Consider the following 21,983-nt stretch of genomic DNA (forward strand, 5'->3'; position numbering starts at 1 on the left):
CGCCCCTCAGGAACCGATCGGTGGTCGCGCCACCGTGACCAGGCCGCTCTCGTACGCGACGATCACCAACTGAGCGCGATCGCGGGTGGCGAGCTTGGTGAGCAGGTGGCTGACGTGGGTCTTCACGGTGGCAATGCCGAGATACAGCCGCTCGGCGATCTCGGTGTTGGACAGGCCGCAGGCGATGAGGGTGAGGACTTCACGTTCGCGCTCGGTCACGCCGTCCAGGGTGCGACGCAGCGGTCGCGAGGGCTCCGGGCGGTGGACGAACTCCGCGATCAGGCGCCGCGTCACGGCCGGTGCCAGCAGCGCCTCGCCGGCGGCGATGACCCGTACCGCCGCGAGCAACTCGCTGGGCGGCGTGTCCTTCAGCAGGAAGCCGCTGGCACCGGCCCGCAGCGCGGCGTAGACGTACTCGTCCAGGTCGAACATCGTCAGGATCAGCACTTTGACGTCCGCGGTCTCGGGGGAACCGCAGATCTGCCGGGTCGCCTCGATGCCATCCATTTCGGGCATCCGCACGTCCATCAGGACCACGTCCGGCGGATCCTGCCGGGCAAGCCGCACCGCCTCCGTGCCGGTCGCCGCCTCCGACGTGGCCACCAGGCCGGGCTCGGTGTCGACGAGCACCCGCAGGCTGCCGCGCAGCAGCGCCTGGTCGTCGGCGATGAGGACCCGGACCGGGGCACCGGGCGGATCGGCGGGCCGGGTCATGTGTTCTCCTCGTACGGCAGGGACGCGTGTACCGCGAAGCCGCCCTCTGGACGCGGTCCGGCGGCGAAGGTGCCGCCGTACAGGGCGACGCGTTCGCGCATGCCGACGATTCCGTGGCCGCCGGGCTTCGGCGCGAGGGGGCTCCGGTCGCCTCCGTCGTCGGTTATCTCGAGCCGGACGCCGTGGCCGTTCGCATCGACCGCCACCCGGCAGCGGGCCTCCGGGCCGGCGTGCTTGGCGACATTGGTGAGCGCCTCCTGCACGATCCGGTAGACGGCCAGCGCGACTCCGTCGGGCAGACTCTCGACACCGCGCATAGTCAGCTGCGCGCCGGCCTGCCCGACGAGGTCAGGGAGAGCAAGGGCGCCAGGCAGCGGGCCGAGAGCCGCTGACTGCCGCTCACCCTCGGACGTACGCAGCACACCGAGCATCCGGCGCATGTCGTTCAGCGCGGTGCGGCTCGTGCGTTCGATGACCTGGAGCGCGTCGTACGCCTCCTGCGGCCTGATGTGCAACACGTGGTTGGCGACGCCGACCTTGACCGCGATCAGGCCCATGCTGTGCGTGACGACGTCATGCAGTTCGCGGGCTATCCGCAGGCGTTCCTCCGTGACGGCCCGTTGTGCGAGCTGCTCGGCCGCCCGGACGGCGAATGCGCGCCTCTGCCGCGCGGCGCGTCCCAGTTGCCAGGCGCCGAGCAGTGCGGCGAAGCCGAGCAGCAGCAGACCGGGGCTGCCGCGCCACCAGAAGGCCTCGCCGGCACGCGCTGCTCCGGCAAGGCCGGCCACGGTCAGCAAAGCGATCGCCAGGCCGGGTAACCAGCGTTGCCACCAGTGGCGCGAGGGCACCGTGACGGCGACGGTGTAGAGGGCGAACGCCGCCGACAGGAACGGGTCCCACGCCGCGTCCCGCACGACGGCCACGGCGGTCACCGCCAGCACGACCGCGAACACGGGCAACGGCCAGATCCGCCGTACGGCGACAGGCGCAGTGGCCGCGGCGATGAGCACGAGCCGCTCCCACGGCACCGGGGCCGGGAGCGGCGGCGCGGACGACGACGAGATGCCTGTCGGCCCGGTCGACAGCAGCGCGCATGCGTAGGCGAATACGAGCACGCCGTCCAGGGCGATGAGTCGGCGCCGGCTCAGTCGCCGGGCCAGGATCGGATGGTCGTCGGGGTCCACCGCGGTACCTGCATGCACCGCTCGACCATATCCAGGCGTACGCCGCTCCGCCTCCGTCCAGCGGTGGTCAAAGCCGCTCCTCCTGCAGCCTGATGCGCGGCCGCGGGTGGCGGTCATTCTCCAACCGGGGGTGGAGAAGGGGCAGTCAGCCCCGAGCGGGACGCGGCGGGAGCCTGTCGTCACGGACCATCACCGGCATGATCGAAGTCACGGATCTGACCAAGCGCTACGGGACCACCACCGTTGTGGAGGGTCTTACCTTCCAGGTACGGACCGGTCGGGTGACCGGATTCCTTGGCCCCAACGGCGCCGGGAAGTCCACCGCGATGCGCATGATGCTGGGCCTGGACCGCCCGACGGCCGGCGAGGTACGCATCGACGGCGCGCCCTACCAGCGGCTCCGCGACCCGCTGCGGACGGTGGGGGCACTGCTCGACGCCAGGGCGGTGCACCCCGGCCGAACCGCGCTGAACCACTTGCGCTGGCTGGCCCGCAGCAACCGGATCCCGCCCCGCCGCGTCCGTGAGGTGATCGAGCTGGCGGGCCTGCGGAGCGCCGTGCGCCGGCGGGCGGGGACGTTCTCGCTGGGCATGAGTCAGCGGCTGGGAATCGCCGCGGCGCTGCTCGGCGACCCCGCCGTCCTGGTGCTCGACGAGCCGGTCAACGGGCTCGACCCGGAAGGCGTCCTGTGGCTGCGGCACCTCATGCGGGACCTGGCGGCACAGGGACGCACCGTCTTCGTGTCCAGCCATCTGATGAGCGAGGCGGCGCTCACCGTGGACCACCTCGTCATCATCGGCCGCGGTCGGCTCCTCGCGGACACCAGCATGAGCGAGTTCATCGACAGGTACACGGACGTGGGGGTGCGGGTGCGCACTCCGGAACCGCGGCGGCTGCGCGACGTGCTGGTCGGCGCGGGAATCACGGTCACCGACTGCTCCGACGGCAGCCTGAAGGTGGCCGCCGCCGCGGAGCGGATCGGCGAACTCGTCGCGGCGCACGCCGTGACGGTGCACGAGGTGACGCGGAAGACCGTGTCTCTCGAAGAGGCGTTCATGCGGCTGACCGCTGCCGCGGTCGAGTACCGGGCGGAGTCGCCGGGAGGAGTACGCCGATGACCAGCAACTCGCCCCGAGCGGTTCTCGCCGCCGAGTGGATCAAGGTGTGGACCGTACGCTCGACCAGCTTCACCCTGCTGCTGGCCTTCGTGCTCAGCACCGGCCTCGGCACCGTTGTCGCGTTCAGCTGGCGTGGCCACATCGAGCGCGTCGTCAACTTCAGTCCGCTCTTCGCCGGCCTGTACGGCGTGACCCTCGGGCAGCTCGCCCTCGTTGTGTTCGGCGTCCTGCTCGTCGGCTCCGAGTACTCTTCCGGATCGATCCGGACGTCACTGTCCGCGGTGCCCCGGCGTGGGCTGCTCTACGGCGGCAAGGTACTGGCCGGCACACTGGCCGCCCTCGCCGGCTCGACGGTCACCGTGATCGTCACGTTCGCGGGGGCGCAGGCGGCCCTCGGCCCGTACGGCATCACGCTCACTGCGCACGGGGTCCCGGCTGCGGTGGTCGGCGCCATTGTCTACCTGACGCTGATCTGCACCTTGTCCATGGGGATCGCGGCCATCGTGCGCAGCTCGGCCATCTCGCTCGGCGTCCTTCTCCCGCTGCTGTTCCTCGGCTCCCAGGGACTCGGCAACGTCCCCGCCCTGAAGCCCGTCCTGCAGTACCTGCCCGACCAGGCCGGCCTGGAACTGATGCGTATTGCCGGACCTCCCGGCGACGGACGCTTCGGCCCCGACTACGGGCCCAGCACGGCTCTCGTCATCCTGCTGGCCTGGACTGCCGCCGCCCTGACCGGCGGCTACCTGGTCCTGCGCCGACGGGACGCCTGACGCCTGGTCCTCCGAACTCCCCATAGGCCAGGCCGCCTTCGCGCCGCCGTCCCTCTGGACCCTTGCTCGCGGGTGCGGCGATGGCCTTCTCCTCCGGCTCGGGCGGTCAATCCGCCCGAGCCGTTTCCGCGGTCACCGCACCGCCATACATACCGGTCACCCGGTATTCCATTCGGTGTTGCAGCACGCGACCCACTGCGCATCCCACTCGTGAATTGTGGACCGCCATCCGGGGCACGGATGTCTCCAGGAAGGAACTCCTTCACCCTCGCGAACACCACCTCAGAATCCCACGATCATCAGTTAATCATCAAAGTCAGCGACCTTGACACTACCCCGCCCACCAGGGCAAATTCATAACACTGACCATCACCTCTGATGCTGATCAACCCAGCCCGCACGGCCGCGACCGCTTTTGCTCAAGCAATCGAAATCCCCGAGACACGCTTTCTTGGAAAAAGGAGAAATAAGAACATCATGCAGGGAGTTTCCTGTCTGCACCCCCCTCGGAAACCAGAAGAACTCACGCTCGTCGACCGGGAAACACAGTTCCGCGCGCTGCGGCTGGCCCTTACCGAATGCGCGGCCGGCACGGTGAAACTGCTCGTCGCCGAGGGCGGAATGGGCTGTGGAAAGAGTACGTTCCTGGGCGAGGCACTGCACACCGCCGCCGCCTCCGGCTTCGCCGTCCTGCGTGCCGCCGGGCTTCCCGCGGACCACCGGCAACCCCTCGGCGTACTGCAGCAACTGCTGAACGACCCCGCCCCCGAGGACACCGCCCGCACCGCCGTCCGCCCCATGCCGGTGCAACACGTCCGCGGCGCCCTCGAACGCCTCGCCGCCGGCGCCCCGCTGGCGATCGGCATCGACGACGTACAGGACGCGGACCCGGAGTCGCTGCACTGTCTGATGCGCCTCACCCGCCACTCCCCCACCTCGCGGATCCTGCTGCTGTGCACCGCCCTGGCGTGCAGTCCGGCCGCCGACCCGGTACTCGAAGCCGAGCTGATGCGTCAGACCGCCTTCGAACGCATCACGCTGGACTGCCTGTCCCTGGACGGAGTGACCGGGCTGGTCTCGGACCGCTGCGCGCGGCCCACGGCGCCCCCGCCGGCGGACTACTGCCTGACCGTCACCGGGGGCAACCCGCTGCTGCTGCGGGCCCTGCTCGAAGAGCACAGCGAGGCCGACGCCCCCTCGGCACCCCGCCCGGCGGAGCCCTCCGCGCTGCACTCCCCGCCGCAGGCCGCCCCGCCGCGCCCGGTCGTCGGCGGCCGCTTCTACCAGTCCGTACTGGCCTGCCTGTCCCGCACGGAGACGGCGATCAGGCAGACGGCCGGCGCCCTCGCCGTCCTCGGCGGGCGTGCGCGCGCCGACCTGCTCCCCCAACTGCTCGGCGCGAGTCCCGCGTCGGTCACCCGGGGGCTGCGTGCGCTGGAGGCGACGGGGCTGACCACCTCCGGCCGTTTCCGGCACCCGGTGGCCGAGGCCGCCGCGCTCGACGCACTGGACCCGAGCCGCCGTGCCCACCTGCACCGCCGAGCGGCGGCGCTGCAGCACCACGACGGCGCGGCGCCGCGGGACGTCGCCCGCCACCTTCTCGCGGCCCGCCATGCGGCGGGCCCCTGGGCGGTGTCCGTGCTGCGTGACGCCGCCGAGCAGTCGCTGGCGCAGGACGACGTGGCGTCGGCGGTCTCCTGCCTGGAACTCGCCTACGGGGCCTGTGTCCGGGAACGGGAACGTCCGGAGATCAGGATCAGGCTCGCCGCCGCTTTCGGGCGCACCAACATCGCGGTGGCGGAAGAGCACCTCGCCGACCTGGTCGCCACCTTGCGGGAAGGAGAATTGACCGGCCATCAGACGGCTTTACTCGTCCCTCTGCTCGTCAACCACGGCCGCCTCGGCGAAGCGCGGGAGGCGATGGACCGGCTCAACGCCGCCGACGACGCGCGCGGCCTGTGCGCGGACGGCGGCTTCCCGATGGCCGCTCCGTGGCCGTCGACCGCACACCTCGCCGCACGCCGCGATCCCGCCGCGCGCCGCGATCCCGGCACCCGCCGCGATCCCGCCGACAAGCCGTTCCTGCCCCGGCAGTCCGGTGCCCCGCAGCCCCGGCCGGAGGACGGCCGTGGCCAGCAGCCGACAGCGGCCTTGTGGGCCCTGCCCGGAAACGGCACCAGCGAGGCGGCCGCACACGCCGCGGAACAGGTACTGCGGTCCTCCCCGCTCACCGACAGCACCCTCGTGCTCCTGGTGAACGCCGTGCGGATCCTCGCCCGCACGGGCCGGTACGACACCGCGGACATCTGGTGCCACCGCCTGCTCGGCGAGGCCACCCGTCGCCGTTGTCCCGGCTGGCAGGCGCACCTCCTGGCGGTGCGGGCCGAACTCTCGCTGTGCCGTGGCCTGCTCGCCGACGCCAAGGAGTGCGCCCAGCGCGCACTGACACACGTACCGGGGCACAGCCGCAGCGTCTTCGCGGGCGGTCCGCTGGCCTGCCAGGTCCTCGCCTGCACCGCGATGGGACGCTACGACGAAGCCACGCAACTGCTCAGCCATCCGGTTCCCGAGGCGCTGTTCCACAGTGTGTACGGCCTGGGGTACCTGCGGGCCCGGGGCCATTTCCACCTGGCCATGAACCGCCTGCCCGCCGCCGTCCGCGACTTCCTCACCGCCGGCCGGGTGGCGCGGGAGTGGGGACTGGACCATCCGGTGCTGCTGCCCTGGCGTACGGACGCCGCGGAGGCGTTCCTCCGGCTCGGGGAAACGAAGAGGGCCGACCAACTCCTCACCGAACAGCTCGTCTCCCCGCACAGCGGCAACCCGTACGTCCGCGGCACCGCGCTGCGCCTGCGGGCCCAGACCGCGGCGCCGGCGGAACGGCTCCGGCTGCTGAGCGAGGCGGTCAGTGACCTCCAGAGCTCCGGCGACCGCCTGGCGCTGGCCCGCGCACTGGCCGATCTCGGCGCCGCGTATCACAGCCGGAACGAGCCCGTACGGGCGAGCGCCACGGTCCGCCGCGCCTGGCAGCTGGCCAAGGAGTGCGGAGCCCAGGCCCTGTGCGACAGCATCCTGCCCAGTCGCGGCACCAAGGACCGGGGGCCCGACGGAAGGGCGGCCGCGACCGAGGCCCTGCTGAGCGAGTCCGAGATGCGAGTCGCGACACTGGCGGCGGGCGGCAACACCAACCGTGAGATCGCCGGCCGGCTCTGCGTCACCGTCAGCACGGTCGAACAGCATCTGACGCGGGTCTACCGCAAACTGAACATCACCCGCCGCAGGGAGCTGCCGACCCGTCTGCGACACCTCGCGGACCAGGCCAACTGACCACGGGAGGGGGGGCGTCCCGGCCGACGTGTGCTCGTCTTCCGCCTCACGACATGGCGGGCGCGATGCACAGCCCCCCACTCGCATCCACCAACTGACCGGTGACCCAACGGCCTTCGTCGGAGGCGAGGAAGGCCACCACACCGGCGATGTCCCCTGGACGCCCCAGGCGGCGCAGCGCGGTGAGGGCGGAAATGCGTTCCTCGACCCCGGGCACATCGCGCATCGCGCGGTTCATGTCGGTGGCGGTGATCCCGGGAGCGACGGTGTTGACCGTGATGCCGCGCGCGCCGAGCTCAAGGGCCAGGCGCGGCGCGATCATTTCCAGGGCACCCTTGCTCATGGCGTACGGCAGGAGCGGCCAGGCGATCCGGGTGAGGGCGGACGAGACGTTGATGACGCGTCCGCCCTCACCGATGAGCCGCAGGGCCCGCTGGATGATGAAGAACGGGGCCCGCACATTGATCCTGAACAGGTGATCGAACTCCGCGGCGGTGACGCCGGAGACGCTGGTGACGTCCTCACCCTTTCCCCCGGCTCCCTCCGGTGCGGGGGGCGACTGCACCCCGGCGTTGTTCACCAGGACATGGAGCGGGCGCCCGTCCAGACGGTTCTCGACTTCTGCGAACAGGGTGTCGACGGCGTCGTCGCGGCGGAGGTCGGCCCGGACCGGGAAGGCCTCCCCGCCGACCCGTTCGATGGCCTCGACCGTTTCCGCGGCCGCCTTTTCCTGGCTGCCGTAGTGAACGGCCACCAGAAGACCTTCCGCGGCGAGCCGTTGGGCAATCGCCCTGCCGATTCCGCGTGAGGCTCCGGTGACGAGAGCCGCCCTTCCCTTGAGATCCGCCACGATGAAATTCCCCTTTTCGGAAAGCAGGCACGGTGTTCCTGAAGTGATGAGCGATTCCACCATTCGAGTGACGGCAACGGGAATACCGCGGCCGCACTCACGCACCGCCGTACCGTTCCCAGACAGGCCATACCGGCCCCAGGCAGAACGGACCGGTTTCCCACGTCAGGAAAGGTGGATGGTGCGTGACCGACCTCAATCAGGGCGGACGCGAAGGAACGCCGCGAGGCGCTGTGTCCCGACCCGAACGCGTCTCCGAGCCCCCGCAGGCCGGTGCGGCGGCCCCGTACGCGGGCCACGCCCGGCGCGGGCTGAGCGCCGGATCACGCGCCCAGTGCCTCGCGGCGCCACCCGCGCCGCCGCGGCGGAGACGTCCCGCGCGGCTCGTGAGCCGGGGCCGGTGGCCGACGCCATGGATCCGGCCGCGGTGACCGCCGCCATCATGACCGCCGCGGATACCGCCACGGCGGCCGCCACCCGCGCCAGGACGGCCGCCGAGAGGGCCTTGGCGGCGAGTTCACGCGACGCTGCCGCCGCCGAGGCCGCCGCGGCCGCGGAAGCTGCGGCCTCGGCGGCCTCGGCTTGGGCCGACGCCGCGTCCGTCGCGGCGGACGCCACAACGGCAGCGGCCGAGACCCTCGACGACCTGCGCGCCGTGGCCCGGCGCACCAGGGACATCGCGGCCCAGACCGTGGCCGTCGCACAGGCAGCGGCCACCGCGGCGACAGCGGCCCGGACCGCCGCCGACCGTGGTGCCGTAGACCTCGGCGTGGAATCCGCCGCCTGCGAGGCCGAGGACAGGGCCCTGCACCTGATGACGGAAATCCCCTGGCTGAGCCGGCATCTGCCGGCCGAGTGAGCGGCGCGTCGACAGCGTTGCCGCATCACTCCCCCGGGCGCCGGGCGGTCAGCACGACATAGCCGATGTCCGGCGTCCAGGGGAGCGTCGTGCACTGTGCAACCACCTTCCGCATCTCCGCGACGCCGATCCCGAAGGCCGCCGCGTACTCGTCGAGGTGCTCGTTCACGTGGTCACGCAGCGCGGCGAAAGAGGGGCCGACGACCTGATCGCCGATGTCGGTCAGCTCATGCAGTTCCAGCCCGGCGTCGGCGATCATTCCGGCGTACTCGTCGATGTGCACCAGGGCCGGGACCGCGAGCAACTGGGACGTGCACTCCCCGCGCTTCATGCCGGTCCGCCCGAAGGCGCGCAGTGCGACGTCCGTGACGGCCAGCCGGCCGCCGGGGCGGAGCACCCGGGCGATCTCCCGGATCACCTGTGCGGGGCTGGGCATGTGCAGGAGACACTCCAGGGCCCACGCCGCGTCGAAGGACCCGTCGGGAAACGGCAGTTCCATCGCGTCGGCACGGGTGAACACGACCCGGTCCGCCACGTGCGACTGCTTCGCGAGAGCGGTCGCCAGCCCGACCTGAACCTCGCTCACCGTCACGCCGACGACATCGACGGGCGCGCTCAGGGCGAGCCGCACCGCCGGCTTTCCGGAACCGCAGCCGACGTCCAGGACCCGGCGGCCCGTGATGCCTCTCAGCTTGCCGATGAGGAGATCGGTGAGCCGGTCGGCGGCCTTGCCCGGTGAACTGCCGTCCCCCGGCTGCGGCCAGTATCCGAGGTGGGTGTTCCCACCCAGCGCACGATTCATGAGGTCGGTCAAACGGTCGTAGTAGTCCCCCACTTCCAGGGAAGAGGGCGGGGTCTGCTCCGGGACGGCCATCATGGTCGGGAACCTCCGCAATCCGGGCCGGGCGGCCCAGCTGTCGTGGCGATCTACTCCAGGAAACGTAGACCTTTTTCTGCCACTTGTCCGAGCTATGCAGACACCCCGATCCCCTAAGAAATGAACACCCTTGGGAACGGCACAGCCCAGGGGTGGATAGGGGTATTCGCCGCCGCCGCGCCGTCATTAGCTTTGAAGAGTTGAAGACGTTCAAGACATTGATGCCCGGCCGTCAGCGGATTTCTCGCGCTCCTTTCATTCTTCGACGCTGCATTGCAGCTCTCATCATGTCCGCACGGCCGCCGAGCATTGCCTAGCGGTGAGGACACAGCTCAGGTGCAGAGGATGGACGGCGGGGAAGAACCCCGCCCTGCGGCAGGGGAGGTCCTCGGAGTGGCCGACGAGGCGGACGGCGGCGTCGTCTTCGTTTTTCCCGGGCAGGGCCCGCAATGGCCGGGCATGGGAAGGGAACTTCTCGACGCTTCCGACGTCTTCCGGGAGAGCGTCCGCGCCTGCGAAGCCGCGTTCGCGCCCTACGTCGACTGGTCGGTGGAGCAGGTGTTGCGGGACTCGCCGGACGCTCCCGGGCTGGACCGGGTGGACGTCGTCCAGCCGACCCTGTTCGCCGTCATGATCTCCCTGGCCGCCCTCTGGCGCTCGCAAGGGGTCGAGCCGTGCGCGGTGCTGGGACACAGCCTGGGCGAGATCGCGGCAGCCCACGTCTCGGGAGGCCTGTCCCTGGCCGACGCCGCACGCGTGGTGACGCTTTGGAGCCAGGCACAGACCACCCTTGCCGGGACCGGCGCGCTCGTCTCCGTCGCCGCCACGCCGGATGAGCTCCTGCCCCGAATCGCTCCGTGGACCGAGGACAACCCGGCGCGGCTCGCCGTCGCAGCCGTCAACGGACCCCGGAGCACAGTCGTTTCCGGTGCCCGCGAGGCCGTCGCGGACCTGGTGGCCGACCTCACCGCCGCGCAGGTGCGCACGCGCATGATCCCGGTGGACGTTCCCGCCCACTCCCCCCTGATGTACGCCATCGAGGAACGGGTCGTCAGCGGCCTGCTGCCCATCACCCCACGCCCCTCCCGCATCCCCTTCCACTCCTCGGTGACCGGCGGCCGCCTCGACACCCGCGAGCTAGACGCGGCGTACTGGTACCGCAACATGTCGAGCACGGTCCGGTTCGAGCCCGCCGCCCGGCTGCTTCTGCAGCAGGGGCCCAAGACGTTCGTCGAGATGAGCCCGCACCCGGTGCTGACCATGGGCCTCCAGGAGCTCGCCCCGGACCTGGGCGACACCACCGGCACCGCCGACACCGTGATCATGGGCACGCTGCGCCGCGGCCAGGGCACCCTGGACCACTTCCTGACGTCTCTCGCCCAACTACGGGGGCATGGTGAGACGTCGGCGACCACCGTCCTCTCGGCACGCCTGACCGCGCTGTCCCCCACGCAGCAGCAGTCGCTGCTCCTGGACCTGGTGCGCGCCCACACCATGGCGGTGCTGAACGACGACGGAAACGAGCGCACCGCGTCGGATGCCGGCCCATCGGCGAGTTTCGCCCACCTCGGCTTCGACTCCGTCATGGGTGTCGAACTGCGCAACCGCCTCAGCAAGGCCACGGGCCTGCGGTTGCCCGTGACGCTCATCTTCGACCACACCACGCCGGCCGCGGTCGCCGCGCGCCTTCGGACCGCGGCGCTCGGCCACCTCGACGAGGACACCGCGCCCGTACCGGACTCACCCAGCGGCCACGGAGGCACGGCAGCGGCGGACGACCCGATCGCCATCATCGGCATGGCATGCCGTTTCCCGGGCGGAGTCCGGTCCCCGAAGGACCTGTGGGAGCTGGCCGCCTCGGGCGGAGACGCCATCGGGCCGTTCCCCACCGACCGCGGATGGCCCACGGAACAGCGTCACGCCCAGGACCCCACGCAGCCCGGCACGTTCTATCCGCAGGGAGGCGGGTTCCTTCACGACGCGGCGCACTTCGACGCCGGCTTCTTCGGAATCAGTCCACGTGAGGCACTGGCGATGGATCCGCAGCAGCGGCTGCTGCTGGAGACGTCCTGGGAGGCGTTCGAGCGGGCGGGAATCGATCCGCTGTCGGTACGCGGGTCCCGTACGGGCGTCTTCGCGGGCGCCCTCTCCTTCGACTACGGCCCGCGTATGGACACCGCGTCGTCGGAGGGCGCCGCGGACGTGGAGGGCCACATCCTCACCGGTACCACGGGCAGCGTCCTGTCGGGCCGTATCGCCTACAGCTTCGGGCTGGAAGGGCCGGCGATCACCGTGGACACGGGGTGCTCGGCATCGCTCGTGACGCTGCATCTGGCGTGCCAGTCGCTGCGGTCGGGTGAGTGCACGCTCGCGCTGGCCGGCGGCGTCTCGGTCATGTCCACCCTCGGCATGTTCATCGAGTTCTCCCGGCAGCGCGGGCTGTCGGTGGACGGCAGGTGCAAGGCGTACTCGGCTGCAGCCGACGGCACCGGCTGGGGCGAGGGCGTCGGGATGCTGTTGGTGGAGCGGTTGTCGGATGCGGTGCGGCTGGGGCATCGGGTGCTGGCGGTGGTACGCGGCAGTGCGGTCAACCAGGACGGTGCGTCGAATGGGCTGACGGCGCCGAACGGTCCGGCTCAGGAGCGGGTGATCCGGCAGGCGTTGGCGAACGCGGGGTTGTCCGTGGCGGATGTGGATGTGGTGGAGGGGCACGGGACGGGCACGACGCTGGGTGATCCGATCGAGGCACAGGCGTTGCTCGCCACGTACGGGCAGCGGGCCGGTGACAGGCCGCTGTGGCTGGGGTCTCTGAAGTCCAACATCGGGCACACCATGGCTGCCGCGGGTGTGGGTGGGGTCATCAAGATGGTGATGGCGTTGCGGGAGGGGGTGTTGCCGCGGACGTTGCATGTGGATAAGCCGTCGCCGCAGGTGGACTGGTCCGCGGGGGCGGTGCGGCTGCTGACGGAGGCGGTGCCGTGGCCGGGGGACGCGGCAGGGCGGTTGCGGCGGGCGGGAGTGTCGTCGTTCGGGATCGGCGGCACGAATGCGCATGTGATTTTGGAGGAGGCGCCGGCGGCGGGGGGCTGTGTTGCCGGGGGTGGGGTGTTGGAGGGTGCTCCGGGTCTTGCCATTTCGGTGGCTGAGTCGGTGGCCGCTCCAGTGGCTGTGTCTGCGCCGGTGGCTGAGTCGGTGCCGGTGCCGGTGCCGGTGCCGGTTCCTGTGCCGGTGTCGGCTAGGTCTGAGGCTGGGTTGCGGGCGCAGGCGGAGGCGTTGCGTCAGTACGTGGCAGTCCGGCCGGACGTTTCGCTTGCCGATGTGGGTGCGGGTCTGGCCTGTGGGCGGGCTGTGCTGGAGCATCGTGCGGTCGTCCTGGCCGCGGACCGTGAGGAGCTGGTGCAAGGGTTGGGGGCGCTGGCGGCGGGTGAGCCGGATCGGCGGGTGACCACGGGTCATGCGCCGGGTGGTGACCGGGGCGGTGTCGTCTTCGTGTTTCCCGGACAGGGTGGGCAGTGGGCCGGGATGGGTGTGCGTCTGCTCGCCTCCTCTCCGGTGTTCGCCCGGCGGATGCAGGCGTGCGAGGAGGCTCTGGCGCCGTGGGTGGACTGGTCTGTGGTGGACATCCTGCGCCGGGACGCGGGGGATGCGGTGTGGGAGCGGGCCGATGTGGTCCAGCCTGTGCTGTTCAGCGTCATGGTGTCTTTGGCTGCTCTGTGGCGTTCCTACGGTATCGAACCCGACGCGGTCCTTGGCCATTCCCAGGGCGAGATCGCGGCCGCGCATGTGTGTGGGGCGCTGAGCCTGAAGGACGCGGCGAAGACTGTTGCGCTGCGCAGCCGGGCGCTGGCCGCTGTGCGGGGCCGGGGCGGCATGGCCTCAGTGCCGCTGCCTGCCCAGGAGGTGGAGCAGCTCATTGGTGAGCGGTGGGCGGGGCGGTTGTGGGTGGCGGCGGTCAACGGCCCCCGCTCCACCGCCGTCTCGGGGGATGCCGAGGCGGTGGACGAGGTGCTGGCGTACTGTGCCGGCACCGGGGTGCGGGCCCGGCGGATCCCGGTCGACTATGCCTCGCACTGCCCCCATGTGCAGCCCCTGCGGGAGGAGTTGCTGGAGCTGCTGGGGGACATCAGCCCGCAGCCGTCCGGCGTGCCGTTCTTCTCCACGGTGGAGGGCACCTGGCTGGACACCACAACCCTGGACGCCGCCTACTGGTACCGCAACCTGCACCAGCCGGTCCGTTTCAGCGATGCCGTCCAGGCCCTGGCGGATGACGGACACCGCGTCTTCGTCGAAGTCAGCCCCCACCCCACCCTCGTCCCCGCCATCGAAGACACCACCGAAGACACCGCCGAAGACGTCACCGCGATCGGCAGCCTCCGCCGCGGCGACAACGACACCCGCCGCTTCCTCACCGCCCTCGCCCACACCCATACCACCGGCATCGGCACACCCACCACCTGGCACCACCACTACACCCACCACCACACCCACCCCCACCCCCACACGCACCTCGACCTGCCCACCTACCCCTTCCAACACCAGCACTACTGGCTCGAGAGCTCACAGCCGGGTGCCGGATCCGGTTCGGGTGCCGGTGCCGGTTCGGGTGCCGGTTCCGGGCGGGCAGGGACTGCGGGCGGGACGGCAGAGGTGGAGTCGCGGTTCTGGGACGCGGTGGCCCGCCAGGACCTGGAAACGGTCGCGACCACACTCGCCGTGCCCCCCTCCGCCGGCCTGGACACGGTGGTGCCCGCACTCTCCGCCTGGCACCGCCACCAACACGACCAAGCCCGCATCAACACCTGGACCTACCAGGAAACCTGGAAACCCCTCACCCTCCCCACCACCCACCAACCCCACCAAACCTGGCTCATCGCCATCCCCGAAACCCAGACCCACCACCCCCACATCACCAACATCCTCACCAACCTCCACCACCACGGCATCACCCCCATCCCCCTCACCCTCAACCACACCCACACCAACCCCCAACACCTCCACCACACCCTCCACCACACCCGACAACAAGCCCAAAACCACACCACCGGAGCCATCACCGGCCTGCTCTCCCTCCTCGCCCTCGACGAAACACCCCACCCCCACCACCCCCACACACCCACCGGCACCCTCCTCAACCTCACCCTCACCCAAACCCACACCCAAACCCACCCACCAACCCCCCTCTGGTACGCCACCACCAACGCCACCACCACCCACCCCAACGACCCCCTCACACACCCCACCCAAGCCCAAACCTGGGGACTCGCCCGCACCACCCTCCTCGAACACCCCACCCACACCGCCGGAATCATCGACCTCCCCACCACCCCCACCCCCCACACCCTCCAGCACCTCACCCAAACCCTCACCCAACCCCACCACCAAACCCAACTCGCCATCCGCACCACCGGCACCCACACCCGCCGCCTCACCCCCACCACCCTCACCCCCACACACCAACCACCCACCCCCACCCCCCACGGAACCACCCTCATCACCGGCGGAACCGGCGCCCTCGCCACCCACCTCACCCACCACCTCACCACCCACCAACCCACCCAACACCTCCTCCTCACCAGCCGAACCGGCCCCCACACCCCCCACGCACAACACCTCACCACCCAACTCCAACAAAAAGGCATCCACCTCACCATCACCACCTGCGACACCAGCAACCCAGACCAACTCCAACAACTCCTCAACACCATCCCCCCACAACACCCCCTCACCACCGTCATCCACACCGCAGGCATCCTCGACGACGCCACCCTCACCAACCTCACCCCCACCCAACTCAACAACGTCCTCCGCGCCAAAGCCCACAGCGCCCACCTCCTCCACCAACTCACCCAACACACCCCCCTCACCGCCTTCGTCCTCTACTCCTCCGCCGCCGCCACCTTCGGCGCACCCGGCCAAGCCAACTACGCCGCAGCCAACGCCTACCTCGACGCCCTCGCCCACCACCGCCACACCCACCACCTCCCCGCCACCAGCATCGCCTGGGGCACCTGGCAAGGAAACGGACTCGCTGATTCGGACAAGGCCCGCGCATATCTCGACCGCCGCGGGTTTCGACCCATGTCACCCGAGTTGGCCACGGCAGCGGTCACGCAGGCGATCGCGGACACCGAACGGCCGTATGTCGTCATCGCCGACATCGACTGGAGCAAGATCGAACACACCTCTCAGACCAGCGACCTGGTGAGCGCGGCCCGGGAAAGGGAGCCAGCTGTCCAGCGCCCCACTCCACCGGCGGAGTTGCACAAAACGCTGGCCCATCAGACGTCGGCCGACCAACGGGCCGCATTGCTCGAGCTCGTACGAGACCATGTGGCGGCAGTGCTCCGGCACGCGGACCCGAAAGCCATCGCGCCCGACCAGTCGTTCCGTGCACTCGGCTTCGATTCACTCACGGCCGTCGAGTTCCGAAACCTGCTGATCAAGGCAACAGGACTCCGCCTTCCTGTCTCGCTGGTCTTCGACCACCCGACCCCTGCCAAACTCGCCGTACACCTGCAGAACCAACTGCGGGGCACAGCAGCGGAGTCGGCTCCTTCAGCGGCAGCCGTTACCGCCGAGGCTTCTGTCACCGAGCCGATCGCCATCGTTGGCATGGCCTGTCGTTTCCCCGGCGGAGTGACCTCGGCGGACGACTTCTGGGATCTGATCTCCTCCGAGCAGGACGCGATCGGCGGATTCCCCACCGACCGCGGCTGGGACCTGGACACGCTCTACGACCCCGACCCCGACCACCCCGGCACCTGCTACACCCGAAACGGCGGATTCCTCTACGACGCAGGCCACTTCGACGCCGAATTCTTCGGCATCAGCCCCCGCGAAGCCCTCGCCATGGACCCCCAGCAACGACTCCTCCTCGAAACCGCCTGGGAAACCATCGAACACGCCGGCATCAACCCCCACACCCTCCACGGCACCCCCACCGGAGTCTTCACCGGCACCAACGGACAGGACTACGCACTTCGCGTGCACAACGCGGGCCAGTCAACCGATGGTTTCGCACTGACCGGAACCGCCGGCAGCGTCATCTCCGGTCGTATCTCGTACACGTTTGGTTTTGAGGGTCCTGCGGTGTCGGTGGACACGGCTTGTTCCTCGTCGTTGGTGGCTTTGCATCTGGCCTGTCAGGCGTTGCGTGCGGGTGAGTGCTCGATGGCGCTTGCCGGGGGTGTGACGGTGATGTCGTCTCCGGGTGCCTTCGTGGAGTTTTCGCGGCAGCGGGGTCTGGCCGCGGACGGGCATTGCAAGGCGTTCTCGGCGGCGGCGGACGGGACCGGCTGGGGTGAGGGTGTGGGGATGCTGCTGGTGGAGCGGCTCTCCGACGCCCATCGCAACGGTCACCGTGTCCTGGCCGTGGTGCGTGGCAGTGCGGTCAACCAGGACGGTGCGAGCAACGGTCTGACCGCGCCCAACGGGCCGTCCCAGCAGCGTGTCATCCGCCAGGCCCTCGCCAACGCCGGCTTGTCGGCCGGTGATGTCGACGCGGTGGAGGCCCACGGCACCGGCACCACTTTGGGCGACCCGATCGAGGCCCAGGCCCTCCTCGCGACCTACGGACAGGACCGTGCCGGCGAGGGGCCGCTGTGGCTGGGCTCGGTCAAGTCCAATGTCGGTCACACACAGGCTGCCGCGGGCGTCGCCGGGGTGATCAAGATGGTGATGGCGCTGCGGCATGGTCTGCTGCCGCGGACGTTGCATGTGGATGAGCCGTCGCCGCATGTGGACTGGTCCGCGGGTGCGGTGCAGCTGCTGACGGAGACGGTGCCCTGGCCCGGCGGGGAGGGGCGGCTACGGCGGGCAGGAGTGTCATCATTCGGCGTCAGCGGCACCAACGCCCACGTCATCCTCGAAGAAGCACCCGCCGACGACGTTCCGGGGGGACCACCCGCCGGCGAGGGTGACGCGGGCAGCGACGATGAGGCTGCTGCCGGCAGTCCTGGGGTGTGGCCGTGGCTGGTGTCGGCCAAGTCGCAGCCGGCCCTGCGCGCCCAGGCCCAGGCCCTGCACGCCCACCTCACCGACCACCCCGGCCTCGACCTCGCGGATGTCGGATACACCCTCGCCCACGCCCGCGCCGTGTTCGACCACCGCGCCACCCTCATCGCCGCGGACCGCGACACGTTCCTGCAAGCACTCCAGGCACTCGCCGCAGGCGAGCCCCACCCCGCCGTCATCCACAGCAGCGCCCCGGGCGGGACCGGGACCGGGGAGGCCGCAGGAAAGACCGCATTCATCTGCTCCGGACAGGGCACCCAACGCCCCGGCATGGCCCACGGCCTCTACCACACCCACCCCGTCTTCGCCGCCGCACTCAACGACATCTGCACCCACCTCGACCCCCACCTCGACCACCCCCTCCTCCCCCTCCTCACCCAAAACGACAACGACAACGAGGACGCGGCCGCACTGCTCCAGCAGACCCGCTACGCCCAGCCCGCCCTCTTCGCCTTCCAGGTCGCCCTCCACCGCCTCCTCACCGACGGCTACCACATCACCCCCCACTACTACGCCGGACACTCCCTCGGCGAAATCACCGCCGCCCACCTCGCCGGCATCCTCACCCTCACCGACGCCACCACCCTCATCACCCAACGCGCCACCCTCATGCAAACCATGCCCCCCGGCACCATGACCACCCTCCACACCACCCCCCACCACATCACCCACCACCTCACCGCCCACGAAAACGACCTCGCCATCGCCGCCATCAACACCCCCACCTCCCTCGTCATCAGCGGCACCCCCCACACCGTCCAACACATCACCACCCTCTGCCAACAACAAGGCATCAAAACCAAAACCCTCCCCACCAACCACGCCTTCCACTCCCCCCACACCAACCCCATCCTCAACCAACTCCACCAGCACACCCAAACCCTCACCTACCACCCACCCCACACCCCCCTCATCACCGCCAACACCCCACCCGACCAACTCCTCACCCCCCACTACTGGACCCAACAAGCCCGCAACACCGTCGACTACGCCACCACCACCCAAACCCTCCACCAACACGGCGTCACCACCTACATCGAACTCGGACCCGACAACACCCTCACCACCCTCACCCACCACAACCTCCCCAACCCCCCCACCACCACCCTCACCCTCACCCACCCCCACCACCACCCCCAAACCCACCTCCTCACCAACCTCGCCAAAACCACCACCACCTGGCACCCCCACCACTACACCCACCACGACAACCAACCCCACACCCACACCCACCTCGACCTCCCCACCTACCCCTTCCAACACCACCACTACTGGCTCGAAAGCACACAGCCCGGTGCCGGCAACGTGTCAGCAGCCGGACTCGACCCCACCGAACACCCCCTACTCGGCGCCACATTGGAACTGGCGACTGACGGTGGAGCGCTTCTTGCAGGGCGCTTGTCTTTGAGGTCGCATCCGTGGCTGGCTGACCATGCCGTCGGCGGCACGGTGCTGCTGTCGGGCGCCACCTTCCTCGAACTCGCCCTTCATGCGGGCACATACGTGGGCTGCGACCGAGTGGATGAGCTGACGCTGCATGCGCCGCTGGTGGTTCCTGTGGATGGGGGTGTGAGTGTGCAGGTTGGGGTTGCGGCTGCGGATGGGGAGGGGCGGCGTTTGGTGAGTGTGTATGCGCGGGGTGGGAGTGCTTGTGGTGGGGGTGGTGCGTCGGGTGGGGTGTGGACGTGTCATGCCTCGGGGGTGCTGGTTGAGGCTGCTGCTGGTGGTGTGGTGGTGGATGGTCTGGCGGGGGTGTGGCCGCCGCGGGGTGCGGTGGCGGTGGATGTCGATGGTGTCCGTGACCGTTTGGCTGGGGCTGGTTGTGTTTTGGGGCCGGTGTTTTCGGGGCTGCGTGCGGTGTGGCGTGATGGGGGGGATTTGCTGGCTGAGGTGTGTCTGCCGGAGGAGGCGTGGGGTGATGCGGCTGGTTTTGGGCTGCATCCGGCGTTGCTGGATGGTGTGGTCCAGCCGTTGTCGGTGTTGCTTCCGGGTGGGACGGGGTTTGGGGAGGGGGCGGGGTTCGGGGAGGGTGTTCGGGTGCCGGCTGTGTGGGGTGGTGTGTCGCTTCACCGGGCGGGTGTGACCGGTGTGCGGGTGCGTGTGTCGGCTGTCGGGCGGGGCGGCGGGCGTGAGGCGGTGTCGGTCGTGGTCGGGGATGAGGCGGGTGTGCCGGTGGCGTCGGTCGATCGTCTTGAGTTGCGGCCTGTGGATATGGGTCAGTTGCGTGCTGTCTCGGTTTCGGCGGGGCGGCGGGGTTCGCTGTATGCGGTGCAGTGGGCTGAGGTGGGTCCTGTGCCGGTGTGTGGGCAGGCGTGGGCGTGGCACGAGGACGTGGGTGAGAGCGGTGGTGGGCCTGTGCCGGGGGTGGTGGTGTTGCGGTGCCCGGATGCCGGTGCCGGTGGCGGTGGCGGTGGCGGTGGTGGCGGTGGTGTGGGTGAGGTTGTTGGTGGGGTGTTGGGTGTGGTGCAGGGGTGGCTGGGGCTGGAGCGGTTTGCGGGTTCGCGGCTGGTGGTGGTGACCCGGGGTGCGGTGGTGGCCGGCCCGGAGGACGGCCCGGTGGATGTGGTGGGTGCGTCGGTGTGGGGGCTGGTGCGTTCGGCGCAGGCTGAGCATCCGGACCGGTTTGTCCTCCTCGACCTCGACACCGACACCGGCACCGACCTCGACACCGGTGCTGGTGCTGGTTGGGGCGTGGATGGTGGGCGTGTGGCGGCGGTGGTGGCGTGTGGTGAGCCGCAGTTGGCGGTGCGTGGGGAGCGGTTGCTGGCCGCACGCCTGAAACGACTTGAGTCATCCGGTGATGTTCCAGCCCAGCGGTCCGGTGACACACGAGCCCGGCGGTCCGACGTGCCTGCCCAGCGCTCCGGTGGCGTGCCTGCTCGGCGGTCGGTTGATGTATCGGGTCGGGAGGTGTTGCCGTGGTTGTCGGGTGGGTCGGTGTTGGTGACGGGTGGGACGGGTGTGCTGGGTGCGGCGGTGGCGCGGCATCTGGCTGGTGTGTGTGGGGTGCGGGATCTGCTGTTGGTGAGCCGGCGTGGTCCGGATGCTCCGGGTGCGGAGGGTCTGCGGGCGGAGCTGGCCGCGTTGGGGGCGGAGGTGCGGATTGTTGCGTGTGATGTGGGGGAGCGGCGGGAGGTGGTCCGGCTGCTGGAGGGTGTTCCTGCCGGGTGTCCGCTGACGGGTGTCGTGCATGCGGCTGGTGTGCTGGACGATGCGACGATCGCCTCTCTCACGCCCGAGCGGCTGGGCACGGTGTTCGCGGCCAAGGTGGATGCCGCTCTTTTGCTGGATGAGCTGACGCGGGGTATGGAGCTGTCGGCGTTCGTGCTGTTCTCCTCGGCCGCGGGGATCCTGGGGTCGGCCGGGCAGGGCAACTACGCCGCGGCCAATGCCGCTCTGGACGCGCTGGCGTACCGGCGGCGGGCGGCGGGTCTGCCGGGGGTGTCGCTGGCGTGGGGGCTGTGGGAAGAGGCCAGCGGGATGACCGGGCACCTGGCCGGCACCGACCACCGGCGCATCATCCGTTCCGGTCTGCATCCCATGTCGACCCCGGACGCACTGGCCCTCTTCGATGCGGCCCTGGCTCTGGACCGGCCGGTCCTGCTGCCCGCCGACCTGCGTCCCGCCCCGCCCCTGCCGCCCCTGCTGCAGGACCTCCTGCCCGCCACCCGCCGCCGCACCACCCGCACCACCACTACCGGTGGTGCGGACAACGGCGCCCAGCTGCACGCCCGGCTGGCCGGCCAGACACACGAACAACAGCACACCACCCTCCTCGCCCTGGTCCGCTCCCACATCGCCACCGTCCTGGGCCACACCACCCCCGACACCATCCCCCCCGACCGCGCGTTCCGCGACCTCGGCTTCGACTCCCTCACCGCCGTCGAACTACGCAACCGGCTCTCCCGCACCACCGGACTCCGCCTCCCCACCACCCTCGCCTTCGACCACCCCAACCCCACCACCCTCACCCACCACCTCCACACACAACTCCAGCCACAACCGGACAACGCTGTCGCCCCCGTGTTGGCGGAGCTCGACAAACTCGAATCCGCCCTCTCCGCCCTCGACAAAACCGACAGCGCCAGCGAAAGAGTCACCCTGCGGCTGAAGTCACTCATGTTGAGGTGGAACGCACCCCAGCATCCGACAGCCGAAAGCGCTGATGACGACGAGAAGTTCACATCGGCAACAGAGGCTGAGATTTTCAAATTCATTGACAACGACCTCGGCCTGTCCTGAACCGGACGCCTGCCACTCCGCCCGTATCC

9 protein-coding genes are annotated in these 21,983 nt (G+C 70.1%); 5 read left to right on the forward strand and 4 right to left on the reverse strand.

Annotated elements, in window-relative coordinates; genetic code table 11:
- Positions 1–6: 6 nt before the first annotated feature.
- On the reverse strand, positions 7–714 hold the full coding sequence (locus tag GTY58_RS04965; protein WP_010982369.1) for a response regulator transcription factor: 708 nt from the start codon (positions 712–714) through the stop codon (positions 7–9).
- Positions 711–1,916: a sensor histidine kinase gene (locus GTY58_RS04970; protein WP_242432294.1), complete on the reverse strand. Its 1,206-nt coding sequence runs from the start codon at positions 1,914–1,916 to the stop codon at positions 711–713. Before GTY58_RS04970 ends, GTY58_RS04965 begins: the two co-directional genes overlap by 4 nt.
- Before the next feature lie 179 nt (positions 1,917–2,095).
- Here GTY58_RS04970 and GTY58_RS04975 point away from each other — a divergent pair, with 179 nt between their 5' ends.
- From GTY58_RS04975 to GTY58_RS04985, 3 genes are all read left to right on the forward strand, one after another.
- Positions 2,096–3,016 (forward strand): ATP-binding cassette domain-containing protein, encoded by a 921-nt coding sequence (locus GTY58_RS04975; protein ID WP_037651595.1) that lies wholly within the window; start codon positions 2,096–2,098, stop codon positions 3,014–3,016.
- Positions 3,013–3,786, forward strand: a complete 774-nt coding sequence (locus tag GTY58_RS04980; RefSeq protein WP_010982372.1) for an ABC transporter permease subunit — start codon at positions 3,013–3,015, stop codon at positions 3,784–3,786. Before GTY58_RS04975 ends, GTY58_RS04980 begins: the two co-directional genes overlap by 4 nt.
- Before the next feature lie 477 nt (positions 3,787–4,263).
- Positions 4,264–7,113 carry a LuxR family transcriptional regulator gene (locus GTY58_RS04985; RefSeq protein WP_010982373.1) on the forward strand — a complete coding sequence of 950 codons (2,850 nt, stop codon included), beginning with the start codon at positions 4,264–4,266 and terminating at the stop codon, positions 7,111–7,113.
- A gap of 46 nt (positions 7,114–7,159) precedes the next feature.
- On the opposite strand, the gene GTY58_RS04990 is transcribed toward GTY58_RS04985, so the two are convergent.
- On the reverse strand, positions 7,160–7,963 hold the full coding sequence (locus GTY58_RS04990; protein ID WP_037651597.1) for an SDR family oxidoreductase: 804 nt from the start codon (positions 7,961–7,963) through the stop codon (positions 7,160–7,162).
- 334 nt (positions 7,964–8,297) lie between these two features.
- Here GTY58_RS04990 and GTY58_RS04995 point away from each other — a divergent pair, with 334 nt between their 5' ends.
- Positions 8,298–8,822 carry a hypothetical protein gene (locus GTY58_RS04995; RefSeq protein WP_148663780.1) on the forward strand — a complete coding sequence of 175 codons (525 nt, stop codon included), beginning with the start codon at positions 8,298–8,300 and terminating at the stop codon, positions 8,820–8,822.
- Positions 8,823–8,847: 25 nt separating this feature from the next.
- Here the strand turns inward: GTY58_RS04995 and GTY58_RS05000 are convergent, their stop codons facing one another.
- A complete protein-coding gene (locus GTY58_RS05000) occupies positions 8,848–9,699 on the reverse strand; it encodes a methyltransferase domain-containing protein (RefSeq protein WP_010982375.1) in 852 nt (283 codons plus the stop codon).
- 393 nt (positions 9,700–10,092) lie between these two features.
- On the opposite strand from GTY58_RS05000, the gene GTY58_RS40440 reads away from it, so the two are divergent.
- Positions 10,093–21,954, forward strand: coding sequence for a type I polyketide synthase (locus GTY58_RS40440; RefSeq protein WP_346267760.1), 11,862 nt, complete (start codon positions 10,093–10,095; stop codon positions 21,952–21,954).
- Positions 21,955–21,983 lie beyond the last annotated feature (29 nt).

Origin of the sequence: Streptomyces sp. SID5469 (assembly GCF_009862865.1) — a bacterium.
Taxonomy (GTDB): Bacteria; Actinomycetota; Actinomycetes; order Streptomycetales; family Streptomycetaceae; genus Streptomyces; species Streptomyces avermitilis.